This is a genomic window from Stutzerimonas stutzeri, assembly GCF_024448715.1.
Classification (GTDB): Bacteria; Pseudomonadota; Gammaproteobacteria; order Pseudomonadales; family Pseudomonadaceae; genus Stutzerimonas; species Stutzerimonas stutzeri_AR.
On record NZ_JAMOHZ010000002.1, the window covers coordinates 389,245 to 402,815 of the forward strand.

The window sequence follows — 13,571 nt, forward strand, 5'->3', positions numbered from 1 at the left end:
TTGGGCAATAAAAAGAAACCCCGCCGAAGCGGGGCCTTTGCAGACTGAATCCTGACATCCGTGACCTGCGCCATCCTGGCGTCGTTCCTCTACGCTTCCGTATTCTTGTGTGCGCTTCCATACGCGGCGTCTGTAATGCGAAAGACTACCGAGCGGTCGAACGAAGCTGTAGTAGCCATCTGCCCCACGATCTGTAAGTAATTGCTTACAAGGAACCATCCATTGGCTCAAGCTTGTAAGTGATTAACTACAAACGGTGCAGAGCTATGACTGGTGTAGTGGCGCAGCGTTCCCATACATGGCTAATTAATTTCATTGTGCCTGTACGAATTAATCAACTTAAAAATGCGCGGCGTCGAGCAAGTACAGCGAATCACTGCCCGCCCTGACTGATGCGCTCAGCGAGTGGATACGTGGTAGCAATCGCGCAAAGTAGAAGCGTGCCGTCCCGAGTTTGCTGGCGTAAAAATCATCCTTACCTTCCTTGCCCAACGCAGCAGCCGCCATCCGCGCCCACATATAGGCGTAAGCCGTATAGCCGAACACATGCAGATATTCCACCGAGGCGGCGCCGATCTCGTTGGGATTGTTCTTCGCGCTATCGAGTACGAACGCGGTCAGCTCATCAAGATTCTCTAGGGCGGACTCAAGCGGTGTGACGAACTCTGAAAGCTCCGAACCTGCCGCGGCACAAAAGCTGCGAATCTCGTCAGCGAAGACGTTGTAAAGCTCGCCGCCGCTGCCCACCACTTTGCGACCCAGCAAATCCAACGCCTGGATACCGTTGGTGCCTTCATAGATTTGAGTGATGCGGCAATCGCGCACCAGTTGCTCCTGGCCCCATTCGCGGATAAAACCGTGACCTCCGAAAATCTGCTGCCCGTGTAGCGTTGTTTCCAGGCCCATATCCGTGAGGAAAGCTTTGGCTACCGGTGTCAGCAGCGCCACCTGCGCTTCCGCACGCTGCCGTGCCTCACCATCTTCGCTGAACTTGGCTATGTCCAGCTGCAGCGCGACATAGCTGGAGAATGCTCGCCCGCCTTCGTTCAGCGCTTTCATAGTCAGCAGCATACGGCGAACATCAGGGTGCACGATAATCGGATCGGCCGCTTTATCCTGCTCGACCGGGCCGGTCGGTGCGCGGCTCTGGATACGCTCGCGCGCGTATTCGATGGCGCTCTGGTACGAGCGCTCGCCCGTGGAAAGCCCCTGAATGCCAACGCCCAGGCGCTCGTAATTCATCATTGTGAACATCGCCGCCAGGCCCTTGTTCGGCTCGCCAACCATCCAGCCAGTGGCACCATCGAAGTTCATCACACAGGTAGCCGACGCCTGAATGCCCATCTTGTGCTCAATAGAGCCGCAGCTCAGGCTGTTGCGCTCACCGAGGCTGCCGTCCTCGCCGACCATCAGCTTGGGCACCAGGAACAGCGAGATACCGCGCGAGCCTGCAGGCGCGTCCGGTAATTTTGCCAGGACCAAGTGGATGATGTTCTCGGTCAGGTCGTGCTCACCCCCAGTAATAAAGATCTTGGTACCACTGATCTTGTAGGAACCATCTGCCTGGGGCTCGGCCTTGGTCCGAATGATGCCCAGATCAGTGCCCGCATGCGGTTCGGTCAGGCACATCGAGCCCGCCCAGACGCCGCCATACATATTTGGCAAGTACTTTTGCTTCAGCTCTTCGCTGGCATGTGCATAGATCGAGAGGCAAGCGCCGGACGTCAACATCGGATAGAGACCGAACGCCAGGCTTGCGGAGTTCATCATCTCTTCGACCTGAGCCGAGATCGCCTTGGGCATGCCCATGCCGCCGTATGCCGGGTCGCCACCGACACCCACCCAGCCACCTTCGGCATATAGACGATAAGCCTCTGGATAGCCAGCAGGTGTACTGACCGCGCCTTCGGTCCAGTGGCATCCCTCTTCGTCACCGCTGCGATTGAGCGGTGCGATGGTGTTGGCGGTGATCTTACCCGCTTCCGCAAGAATGGCATCGGCGGTTTCTGCGTCGACGACCTCGGCCAGTGCAGGCAACGTCTGCCAAAGCGCTGGTGCATCGAAGACTTCATTCAGGATGAAACGCATATCACGCAGCGGCGCTTTGTAGTCAGCCATGGAAAAGGACCTCGCAGAAAACTCATCACCGGCCGGTTTGGCCGCAGCAGTTCGGCGAGTCTAACTGAAGACCAACCATTGGCCGAAGCGTCCCAATCTGACCAATTAATTCTCACCATGACCGCGCAGTCAGCATTAGTTTCGCATTCAAACTCTCAGAATGCGATTTGCCGAGCCGCCAACCAGATATAAAAAAGCCCGCACATGGCGGGCTCAAACAGAGCGAACGGACTAGAAGGCGAACTGGTCCGCCGACAACTTCATCAGGCTCGAGCTTCCCGCCTCAATTGCGGCCTTATGCGCGGCTGTGCGTGGCAACAGTCGGGCAAAGTAGAATTCGGCGGTGGTCAGCTTCGATTGATAGAACGCCGTATCACCGTCCGCTGCGTCCAGCTTGCCCTGGGCCACCACCGCCATGCGCAGCCAGAAATAGCCGAGGATCAGATAGCCGCAGTACATCAGATAATCCACAGACGCCGCGCCCACTTCGTCCGGGTTCTTCATCGCGGCCATTCCGATTCGAGTGGTGATTTCGCCCAGCTCGCGGTTGAGCCCCGCCAGCTGCGCCACGTAGGTCTGCAGCTGAGGATGCTGCGCATTGGCTTCGCAAAATTTATGCACCAACTTGGTAAAACCAAGCATCAGCTTGCCTTGGCTGCCGAGCACCTTGCGCCCCAGCAGATCCAGTGCCTGGATGCCATTGGTGCCCTCGTAAATCGGCGCGATGCGGCAGTCGCGCATCAGCTGCTCCATGCCCCATTCACGGATATAGCCGTGGCCACCAAATACCTGCATGCCGAGGTTAGTCACCTCCAGTCCGGTGTCGGTCATGAAGGCTTTGCAGATCGGCGTGAGGAAGGCGAGTAGACCTTCAGCCTCCTTGCGCTTGTCTTCTTCCGGGCTGTGCAACTGATCGAGCAACTGCGCGGTGAAATAGGCGAGCGCACGGTTGCCCTCGTTGAATGCCTTCATGGTCAGTAGCATGCGGCGCACATCGGGATGCACGATGATCGGGTCTGCCGGCTTTTCCGGGAATTTCGCCCCGGTCAGGGCGCGCATTTGAAGGCGCTCGTTGGCATACAGGATCGCGCCCTGGAAACTCGCCTCGCCGTTGCACAAACCCTGCATGCCAGTGCCCAGGCGCGCATGATTCATCATGGTGAACATGCAGTTCAGCCCCTTGTTCGGCTCGCCGATGAGAAAGCCGGTAGCGCCATCGAAGTTGATCACGCACGTGGCCGAGGCCTTGATGCCCATCTTGTGTTCGATAGAGCCACAAACAACGCCGTTACGCTCGCCCGCTTCGCCGTCGCCGTTCGGCAAGCACTTCGGCACGATGAACAGTGAGATCCCCTTGGTACCGGCTGGCGCATCGGGCAGTTTGGCAAGCACTAGATGCACGATGTTCTCGCTCATATCGTGCTCGCCCGCCGAGATAAATATCTTGGTGCCGCTGATCGCGTAGCTGCCGTCAGCCTGGGGAACCGCGCGGGTCTTGATGAGGCCCAGATCCGTGCCGCAATGGGATTCGGTCAGGCACATGGTGCCGGTCCAGCGGCCCTCCGTCATGCGGCTCAGATAGGTCTGCTTCTGCTCGTCAGTACCATGGGCAGCAATCGCGGCCATCGCGCCGTGGGTTAGTCCGGGATACATGCCGAAAGAGGTATTGGCCGAGCCGATCATTTCACCGATGACCAGCCCCAGCGAATGCGGCAGGCCCTGGCCGCCAAATTGAGGGGCCGAAGCCAGCCCCATCCAGCCGCCTTCTGCGTACTGGGCAAAGGCTTCCTTGAAGCCCTTGGGCGTGGTCACCACACCGTTGTCGAAATGACAGCCCTCCTCGTCACCGCTGCGATTGAGCGGTGCAAGTACCTGCTCACAGAACCTGGCGCCTTCCTCGAGAATGGCGTTGACCATGTCCGGCGTGGCGTCCTCCGCCCCGTTAGCGGCATAGCTACTGTGGAAATCGAACACTTCATCGATCAGAAAGCGCATGTCGCGCAGGGGAGCCTTGTAGGCGGGCATATTGTTCTCCAGAAGACGACGCGGTGCGTAGTTATCACCGGCACGCTACTGGCAGATCATCCGATCCAACAATCACATTGCGGACGATGAATACGCCGTCATAACCGCTAAGCGTCAGCAGTGTGCTGTTTCGCTGTGCGTACGGCACCACGGCGGTTTTCGCCATGGGCACGTACGCAGTTACGCCCTGCCCCCTTGGCGTTGTAGAGCGCCTGATCCGCGGCTTTGATGACTTCATCCGGGCTGCGCTGTGGGGCCAGCCGCTCGGCAACACCGATGCTGATGGTCACCGAAACCGCCTCGGCGGCACCGCCACCGCGGCGCTGGCGACCCTGTTCGGTCGCCTTCGGTCTACTGACCTTGTCGCGCAGCTGCAGCGGATAGTTTTCCACTGCCTGCCGTACGGCTTCTAGATGCGGCAGGCAATGCTGCAGGTCGCGGCCGGGGAATACCAACGCGAACTCTTCCCCGCCGTAACGGTACGCCCGCCCGCCGCCACCGACCTTGCGCAGCCGGCTCGCCACCAGCCGCAGTACCTGATCGCCTACATCGTGGCCGTGGGTATCATTGAACGCCTTGAAGCGATCCACGTCCGCCATGGCAATGACATATTGCCGGCCCAGCCGCTGCAGGCGCTCGTTCAGGGCCCGGCGCCCAGGCAAACCTGTCAGTTCGTCACGGAACGCCATCTGGTAGGCCTCCTGGGCGATGGCCAGTACCAGTATCAGCATCATCAGACTGCTCATGACATTGAGCGCGCCCGGTTGGCTGAATACTTGCGGCAGCATCAGCAACAATCCGACCAAGGCGACGAACTGGGCAGCATGAACAGGCCGCGGTCGCCGTAGGTATTGCACCAGCAATCCCACCAGCGCCAGCAGAAACACTGGATAGGCGAGCTGTATCAGTTGCAGCCAGTCCGACTGCAGCGACGGCCAACGAATTTCTACCAGCCAGTCGTGCATCGTGTCAGGAAAACGCCGCGTCAAAGCCAGTGCAACCGCAGCCACGGCAAACAGGACAGCAATTCGCGCCAGGCCGTCCTGTAGCAGATGTGTCCGTTCCTGCCACAACCCGTACAGGCCGTAAAGCAGCGGCAGCAGCAGGCTGCAAAGATGAAAGGTCAGTGCCGCCTCAGGCAGCAAAGCCCCACTGGCACGATAATGGTCCGCCTGGGTATCCAACAGAAAATAAACGATATAGACCACCAGCAGCAGGCAGGTCTCACGAACCCGCCCATAGGCGATGCAGAACGCGCCGCCAAGCAACAGCAGGACGGTGGGCAGCACGTTGAACAATGACGTGAAGAATTCGTTGAGGCTCGGTTGCCGCGCAGTCACCAGCCCGCCGACCAGCAATGCCAGCGGGGCATAGAAATGGCTGAAGCGCGCGACATCCAGACGAGGCACAAAGGCTCCGACGATTGATCGTGGAAAGCAGGCATTGTGCCTGTATTCGATCAGGCAATCACCCAACCAGATAGCACATCGGGTGCGTCAGAATTCCGAAGCGAAAAAAACCGCTGCCGGGGCAGCGGTTCCTTTATATCGCGGAGCCTCAGTAGGCCAGCTCGAAGTGAGCCTCGTCCATGTCCATCAGGTTGTCGGCGCCGGACAGCATGGCTTCGATATGAGTGCGGGTGCGCGGCAGAATGCGCTGGAAATAGAAGCGCGCGGTCTGCACCTTGGCGGTATAGAAGCCGTCGGCATCTTCGCCGGCTGCGATCTTTTCGGACGCCAGACGCGCCATGTCGGCCCAGAAATAGGCCAGGCAGGCGTAACCGCAGTACATCAGGTAATCCACCGAGGCGGCGCCGACTTCTTCGCGGTTCTTCATCGCGGCCATACCGACCTTCATGGTCAGATCGCCCCACTCCTTGTTCAGTTTGGCCAGCGGCTCGACGAATTGTTTGACCGACTCGTTACCTTCGTTGGCCTGGCAGAACTTATGCACCACCTTGGTAAAGCCCTTCAGCGCTTCGCCTTGGCTCATTAGCACTTTGCGGCCCAAGAGATCGAGCGCCTGGATGCCGGTGGTGCCTTCGTACAGGCAGGAGATACGGCTGTCGCGTACGTTCTGCTCCATGCCCCATTCGGCAATGAAGCCGTGACCACCATAGATTTGCACGCCGTGGTTGGCCGACTCGAAACCAACTTCGGTCATGAACGCCTTGGCGATCGGCGTCAGGAAAGCCAGCATCGCATCAGCGGCCTTGCGCTGCTCTTCGTCCTGGCTGCGCTGAACGATGTCGACCTGCTTGGCGGCGAAGTAGAGCATCGCGCGGTTGCCTTCGGCGAACGCCTTCATGGTCAGCAGCATGCGGCGCACGTCCGGGTGGACAATGATCGGATCAGCAGCCTTTTCGGGCGCCTTCGGGCCGGTAAGGGAACGCATTTGCAGACGCTCGCGAGCGTACTTGATGCCGCCCTGGAAGCCGATCTCGGCATGGGCCAGGCCCTGCAGAGCGGTACCCAGACGCGCGGTATTCATGAAGGTGAACATGCAGTTCAGGCCCTTGTTCGGCGGGCCGATCAGGAAGCCGGTGGCAGCATCGAAGTTCATCACGCAGGTAGCATTGCCATGGATGCCCATCTTGTGCTCGAGCGAGCCGCAGGACACGCCGTTGCGCTCACCCACACCGCCTTCAGCGTTCGGCAGGAACTTTGGCACGATGAACAGCGAAATACCCTTGGTGCCTTGTGGCGCATCGGGCAGGCGAGCCAGAACGATATGGACAATGTTGCCGGCCATGTCGTGTTCGCCAGCGGAAATGAAGATCTTGGTGCCGGAAACCTTGTAGCTGCCATCGGCCTGAGGCTCGGCCTTGGTGCGCAACATGCCCAGGTCGGTGCCGCAATGTGGCTCGGTCAGGCACATGGTGCCGGTCCACTCGCCTGAGACCAGCTTGGTCAGGTAGGTCTTCTGCTGCTCGGGCGTGCCGTGCTCGTGCAGGGTATTCATCGCACCATGGGACAGGCCGGGGTACATGCCCCAGGACCAATTGGCTTCACCAACCATTTCGCTGATGGCCATGCCCAGCGACTCCGGCAGACCCTGGCCGCCGTGCTCGACGTCATGCGCCAAGCTCGGCCAGCCGCCTTCGACGAACTGCTGGTAGGCCTCCTTGAAGCCGGTCGGCGTTTTCACACCGCTTTCGCTCCAGGTACAACCCTCGATGTCACCTATGCGGTTGAGGGGGGCAATCACCTGCTCACAGAACTTTGCGCCCTCGTCGAGGATGGCATTGACCATATCCGGAGTGGCGTCTTCACAACCCGGAAGGTTCTGATAATGCGCCTCGTAGCCGAGCAATTCGTCACGTACGAAGCGGATATCGCGCAAGGGGGCCTTGTAGTCAGGCATAGCGTAAACCTCAGCGGTGGGTTCTTTGGTTCAGGTGACCGATCGACAGTCACGCGTGATTTGGGTTGTGACTGCCGAGGAGTTGCACGACAGATCAAACAAGTGTTTGAAACATACGTTTAGCCCTGAGCGATGTCAAGCAGGGACCATGACGCCATTCGTCGGCGCCGCATCGGATATAGGTAAGGCCTGATGAAGTGAAGCAAGCTCGCCGGGGACGAACCCTGTCTTGCGGACGCGCAGCAACGCGGCTCGCAGAGAAACGAGAACAGACTTTGTAATATTCGTGTCCGCAGATGGGGCGAGATAAAGCCGGCCGCGCAGGCCGGCTGCCGTCAGGCTTTGGTGTTGACCAGAGTGCCGAGCACTTCATCGGCGGTTTGCAGCATGCGCGCACCCGCCTTGGCTTCGTGCTCGCCGACCTTCATTTGCACGAGCTGCTCGGTGAGCTCGACCGTATCGGCCAACGCTTGGGAGTTGCCGGCTGCCGGCAATGTTTGTCCAGCGATTTCGGCGCCGGCCTGGTCGATACGCTGCTGCCCGGCCTGGTAGGCGCCAAGGCCGGCAGAGAGGAGGCTGTTATTGATCTGCATGGTGCTACTCCGCGCAATCAGGTAGCCATCATTGAAGCAGAGCCATCCTTCTGGCGCCAGTTCCACATCGCTATAACCACCCGTATTTCATTACCAAACATGGCATGACGGACAGCGAGCCTACGCGTGCACAAGCAGCACTCACTGTGCCTCAAGCGGCCGAAGATCGAGATATGGCGCCACCTCGCTGGGTCCCGCCGCTGCAAGGCGCGGCACCCGCCCAAGACAAGGCGCCGCTAGACGCTCGGCAAGTGTCGCAAGGTTTTCCTCCAGCCGCGACGTTTCAGGTTCTACGATATTGGCGACCCAACCCGCTAGGCGCAGCCCGTCGCGCTCAATGGCTTCCGCACTGAGCACCGCATGATTAATGCAACCAAGGCGCACCCCAACCACCAGAATGACCGGTAGGCCTAACTGCACAGCGAGATCGGAAAGATTCTCGCGACCGGCCAACGGCACGCGCCAACCTCCCGCCCCCTCGACCAGCGAGAAGTCCGCCTGCAGTGCCAGCATCTGCCGGACAGGTTCGGCCAAGTGCCCGACGCTCAGATCGATACCCGCTTCTCGTGCAGCCAGATGCGGTGCGATGGCCGGCTCGAAGGCGAACGGATTGACCTCCTCGTAGCGCATCGGCAACGTGCATTCGCCGAGCAGCGCCAGTGCATCGACATTGCGCAGCCCTTCAGCCGTCACTTCACAGCCCGACGCCACCGGTTTCGCCGCAGCCGTGCTGAGCCCCGCCAGACGAGCCGCATGCAACAGGCCGGCCGCAATGGTGGTCTTGCCGACTTCGGTATCGGTGCCGGTCACGAAAAAAGCAGCAGTCATGAAGATTCCTTGCGCAACACGCCGTAAACCACCTGATAGGTCGCCGGCAACCCGCTGGGCGTGCGGAACCGCTCGTAGGCATCGATCAATGCGCGGATCCGCGCCCGACCGGTGAGCCCTCCGGGACGGCCGGGGTTGAGATTGTGCGCACCCAGCGCTTTGAGTTCACCGGACAGCTGACGCAGTTCGGGGAAATGCAGCACCTGCGGCTGCACATCCAAACCAACCAGGCCCAAGCCACTGGATGCGCAGAGCTGCTGATACGTCTCGAAGGAGCGGAAACGATTGACGTGGGCGAAGCCGTCCACCGTCTGCCAGCTATCGCGCAGCTCCTGCAGCGTGCCGTTGCACAGGCTGCTGAAGGCGAAGATACCGCCAGGACGCAACACACGCGCCGCCTCGCGCAGCACCGCGGCAAAGTCTTCGCACCACTGCAACGCCAGGCTGGAAAAGATCAATCCCACCGACTCGCCGCGTAGCGGTAGATATTCAGCGTCACCGGCCACGAAAGCAGCGGCACCGCCCAGCGGCCGCGCGTGTCGCAACATGCCTTCGGCTATATCCAGCGCAAGGCCCTCACTGGCCGGGAAGCGGCTCGCCAGCGTCCGGGAGAAGTAGCCAGTGCCGCTGCCCAGGTCGAGCCAGCACGATGGCTGCAGCCCAGTGGGTAGTCGCTCGATCAACGCGTTGCCAACCGCCCGCTGCAATTCAGCCACGGCGTCATAGCTGGCGGCCGCACGGGAGAATGAAGCGGCGACCTGGCGCTTGTCGGGCAGCCCCGACTCGACGCTTGCCGGGATTGGAGTGGCCGGATCGCTCATGCGCCGGTTCCATTCATGAAAGCTACCATCGCAGCAGCGACGTCGTCGGCGCGCTCCAGCGGCAAGGCATGGCTGGCATCGTTCATTACTTCGGTTGTCACACCGGGCATCCAGGTGCGCAGCGCGGCGGCAGCAGCGACTGGCACCAACGCATCCCGTTCCGCAAAAATGTGCAGCTGCGGCCCGAAATAGCCGTGCAAGGCACCGCGTCCATCCAATTGCGCCAGCAGTTGCAGGCCCGCATCCAATACTTCGGGGGGCAATTGCGATTGACTGACCTGTAGCTGCCGCGCAAGGGTTCGCGGATCGAAGCCACCACGACTGCAGAGCGAGCGGAAGCGCTTTAAGGTTTCCTCGGGATCGAGCTGGAACGCCTCATGAAACGCGTCGAAAATGTCTGGCGTCATGGCCTCAGGCCACTGCGGGCGGGCACGGAAACAGGGATTGCTGGCGATGGTGATCAGTCCACGGCAGGTATCGATACGCCGCGCCGCCAGTTGGGTCGCCAACATGCCACCCAGCGACCAGCCGGCCAGCCAGCTGTCATGTGCCAGGCGCTGGCCAAGCTCATCGAGCCAGGCGTCCGCCGCGGCCGTTTGCGGCAAGGGCTCGATGACGACGTCGAGCGTCGGCGCCAATTCGGTCAAGGCGTCGCACAACGGCTGCAAGGCCGCCGGGCCGAATGCCCATCCGGGTAGCAAAATCAGCTGATTACGCATCCGCTTCAGGCTCCTCGGCCAATCGATTCCAGCATTCGGCCAGGATATCGAGCAGTCGTTCAACCTGCTCTTCGCTATGCGACGCACTGAAAGTGACGCGCAGCCTGGCGCTGCCAGCCGGCACCGTTGGCGGACGGATGGCGCCAACCAGAATCCCGCGCTCGCGCAGTGCGCCAGAGAGTCTGAGGGCGCGCTCGCTGCTGCCGACCAGGATTGGCTGGATCGGTGTCGGGCTGTCCATCAGAGTCATGCCGATTTCGGCAGCACCCTGGCGAAACCGGGCAATCAGCCGGTTCAGATGCTCACGACGCCAGCTTTCGCTGCGCAACAGCTCAAGGCTCCTGAGTGTTGCGCAGGCAACGGCCGGCGGCTGGCTGGTGGTGTAGATGTAGGGACGTGCGAACTGGATCAACGTTTCGATCAGCTCCTCGCTACCGGCGACGAAAGCTCCGGCAGTGCCGAAAGCCTTGCCAAGCGTGCCGACCAGCACCGGCACGTCATTCATGCCCAGCCCAAAATGCTCGACGATGCCGCCACCGGTTTTGCCCAGCGGGCCGAAGCCATGAGCATCGTCGACCATCACCCAGGCGTTGCGGGCTTTCGCGGTGGCACAGATGGCTGGCAGGTCGGCCAGATCACCATCCATGCTGAACACGCCGTCGGTGACCACCAAGGTATTGCCAGTCGCCTTATCCAGGCGCTTGGCCAGGCTGTCCGCATCGTTGTGTAGGTAGCGCGAAAAGCGCGCCCCGCTGAGCAGGCCGGCATCCAGGAGCGAAGCGTGATTGATGCGGTCTTCAAGTACCGTATCGCCCTGCCCTACCAGCGCCGTGACGGCGGCCAGATTGGCCATGTATCCGGTGGAGAACAGCAAGACCCGGGGGCGACCGGTGAATTCGGCCAATGCCTCTTCGAGCTGATGATGCGGCGTGCTATGACCCATCACCAGATGCGAAGCACCACCGCCCACGCCCCACCGCTCGGCGCCCTGCTGCATGGCGCGAATCACCGCTGGATGAGAGGCAAGGCCGAGATAATCATTGGAACAGAACGCCAGCAGCGGCTCGCCATCGACCGTCACCTCCGGCTGCTGCGGGGTTTCCAGCAACGGACGTTGACGGTAGAGATGTGCAGCGCGGCGCTCGGCGAGACGGGAAGCGAGATCGAAAGGCAAAATTCAGTACCGTAGGAGCGAGCTTGCTCGCGAATGGGAGAGAGCGAAAGCTCCGCGAGCAAGCTCGCTCCTACCAAAGCGGGTCAAGCAGTGGCGTCATAGAACAGCTTGGAATCGCGCTGTTCGACCAGCGCCTGCTCGATGGCGGCCTGATGCACTTCATCGTCGTGCTCCTCGCGGGCTTCGGGCTGGATGCCCAGACGCTTGAACAGCAGCATGTCCTTGTCGGCCTGCGGGTTGCCGGTGGTCAGCAGCTTCTCGCCGTAGAAGATCGAGTTGGCCCCCGCGAGGAAGGCCAGGGCCTGCATCTGCTCATTCATCTGCTCGCGACCGGCAGACAGCCGCACGTGGGATTTGGGCATCATGATCCGCGCCACGGCGAGCATACGGATGAAGTCGAAGGGGTCGACGTCCTGCTCTTCGGCCAGCGGCGTGCCCTTCACTTTCACCAGCATGTTGATCGGCACCGACTCGGGGTGCTCGGGCAGGTTGGCCAGCTGGATCAGCAGGCCTGCGCGGTCATTCAGCGATTCGCCCATGCCGAGGATGCCGCCGGAGCAAATCTTCATGCCCGACTCGCGCACATAGCTCAGCGTCTCCAGACGATCGGCGTAGGTGCGCGTGGTGATGATGTTGCCGTAGAACTCAGGCGAAGTGTCGAGGTTGTGGTTGTAGTAATCGAGACCGGCTTCGGCCAGCGCCTTGGTCTGCTCCTGGTCGAGCTTGCCGAGAGTCATGCAGGTTTCCAACCCCAGCGCTTTCACCCCTTCGACCATCTTTAGCACGTAGGGCATGTCTTTGGCGGACGGATGCTTCCAGGCCGCGCCCATGCAAAATCGCGTAGAACCGATGGCCTTGGCTTCGGCCGCTGCTTCCAGCACCTTCTGCACTTCCATCAGTTTTTCTTTATCGAGGCCGGTATTGTAGTGGCCCGATTGCGGGCAATACTTGCAGTCTTCAGGGCAGGCGCCGGTCTTGATCGACAGCAGCGTGGACACCTGAACGCGGTTGGCATCGAAGTGTTGGCGGTGCACGGCCTGGGCCTGAAACAACAGGTCATTGAAAGGCTGTTCGAAGAGCGCCTTGACTTCGGCGAGGCTCCAGTCGTGGCGAGTAACGGAAGCAGCAGTGGCGCTCATGGGGCATTCCTTGTACATAGGGGCTTGGCACGGATGCGAAATGGTTAGCCAAGCCGATGAAGCTGTCAACCTGGAAAGGAATCATGGTTTACAACTGGTTAAAAATCGAACACAACTGCCAGCTTTGCGACGAGCGCTGCGAAACAGGCCAATCACTGTGTAGCCCCTGCGAGACCGAGCTGCCCTGGCTCGGCGGGCAGTGCTCGATCTGCGCGCTACCGTTGCCTGCGACCGGACTGACCTGCGGTCAATGCCTCAAACAGCCACCAACGTTCGATCATGTTGCCGTGCCCTGGCGCTTCGACTTTCCGGTGGACAGTCTGATCACCCGTTTCAAGCATCAATCGCGCTGGCCACTTGGACGGTTGCTGGCCGAACACTTGGGCCGCCATCTGCAGCACGCTTTCGATGAAGGTCTGCCGCGCCCGGATACTCTCTTGCCCGTGCCGCTGGCGCGCAAGCGGCTGCGCCAGCGCGGCTTCAACCAGGCGCAGATGCTTGCCCACTGGTTGAGTCCCGTTCTAAAGATTCCGGTTCGAAACGAGCTACTGCAGCGCATCCAGGATACCCAATCGCAACAGCAACTGGATGCTGCCAGCCGACGCCGCAACCTGCGCCAAGCCTTCGCGCTCACTGACGAGCGGCAACTTGTCGGCCGACACGTCGCGATCATCGATGACGTGCTCACCACCGGCGCCACTGCAGAGGCACTGGCCCGCCTGCTGAAACGCGCCGGGGCCGCGCGAGTCGATGTCTACTGCCTGGCGCGCACGCCGAAACCTGGCGAGTAG

General features: G+C 60.8%; 11 protein-coding genes. 1 reads left to right on the plus strand and 10 read right to left on the minus strand.

The genetic code is table 11. From position 1 onward, the window contains the following. Nucleotides 1-339 precede the first annotated feature (339 nt). From NAV33_RS05310 to bioB, 10 genes are all read right to left on the minus strand, one after another. Nucleotides 340-2,118 carry an acyl-CoA dehydrogenase C-terminal domain-containing protein gene (locus tag NAV33_RS05310; RefSeq protein ID WP_255977635.1) on the minus strand — a complete coding sequence of 593 codons (1,779 nt, stop codon included), beginning with the start codon at nucleotides 2,116-2,118 and terminating at the stop codon, nucleotides 340-342. 231 nt (nucleotides 2,119-2,349) lie between these two features. Next, on the minus strand, nucleotides 2,350-4,143 hold the full coding sequence (locus NAV33_RS05315; protein WP_255977636.1) for an acyl-CoA dehydrogenase C-terminal domain-containing protein: 1,794 nt from the start codon (nucleotides 4,141-4,143) through the stop codon (nucleotides 2,350-2,352). A gap of 107 nt (nucleotides 4,144-4,250) precedes the next feature. Beyond that, nucleotides 4,251-5,552: a GGDEF domain-containing protein gene (locus NAV33_RS05320; protein ID WP_255977639.1), complete on the minus strand. Its 1,302-nt coding sequence runs from the start codon at nucleotides 5,550-5,552 to the stop codon at nucleotides 4,251-4,253. A 148-nt stretch (nucleotides 5,553-5,700) separates the two neighbouring features. Then, the gene (locus NAV33_RS05325) at nucleotides 5,701-7,506 is read right to left on the minus strand and encodes a phenylacyl-CoA dehydrogenase (protein WP_255977641.1); all 1,806 of its coding nucleotides are present in this window, start codon (nucleotides 7,504-7,506) and stop codon (nucleotides 5,701-5,703) included. 335 nt (nucleotides 7,507-7,841) lie between these two features. Next, nucleotides 7,842-8,099 (minus strand): hypothetical protein, encoded by a 258-nt coding sequence (locus NAV33_RS05330; RefSeq protein WP_255977643.1) that lies wholly within the window; start codon nucleotides 8,097-8,099, stop codon nucleotides 7,842-7,844. A gap of 141 nt (nucleotides 8,100-8,240) precedes the next feature. Further along, nucleotides 8,241-8,927, minus strand: coding sequence for a dethiobiotin synthase (gene bioD / locus NAV33_RS05335; protein WP_255977645.1), 687 nt, complete (start codon nucleotides 8,925-8,927; stop codon nucleotides 8,241-8,243). After that, nucleotides 8,924-9,748 (minus strand): malonyl-ACP O-methyltransferase BioC, encoded by an 825-nt coding sequence (gene bioC, locus NAV33_RS05340; protein ID WP_255977647.1) that lies wholly within the window; start codon nucleotides 9,746-9,748, stop codon nucleotides 8,924-8,926. Before bioC ends, bioD begins: the two co-directional genes overlap by 4 nt. Beyond that, entirely contained in the window at nucleotides 9,745-10,467 is a 723-nt protein-coding gene (locus NAV33_RS05345; RefSeq protein WP_255977649.1) for an alpha/beta fold hydrolase, read from the minus strand. The genes bioC and NAV33_RS05345 overlap by 4 nt, the downstream gene beginning before the upstream one ends. After that, a complete protein-coding gene (gene bioF, locus NAV33_RS05350; RefSeq protein ID WP_255977651.1) occupies nucleotides 10,460-11,641 on the minus strand; it encodes an 8-amino-7-oxononanoate synthase in 1,182 nt (393 codons plus the stop codon). The genes NAV33_RS05345 and bioF overlap by 8 nt, the downstream gene beginning before the upstream one ends. Nucleotides 11,642-11,724: 83 nt before the next feature. Further along, entirely contained in the window at nucleotides 11,725-12,780 is a 1,056-nt protein-coding gene (bioB, locus tag NAV33_RS05355; protein ID WP_255977653.1) for a biotin synthase BioB, read from the minus strand. An 83-nt stretch (nucleotides 12,781-12,863) separates the two neighbouring features. Between bioB and NAV33_RS05360 the strand changes: the two genes are divergently transcribed. Next, on the plus strand, nucleotides 12,864-13,571 hold the full coding sequence (locus NAV33_RS05360; protein ID WP_255977655.1) for a ComF family protein: 708 nt from the start codon (nucleotides 12,864-12,866) through the stop codon (nucleotides 13,569-13,571).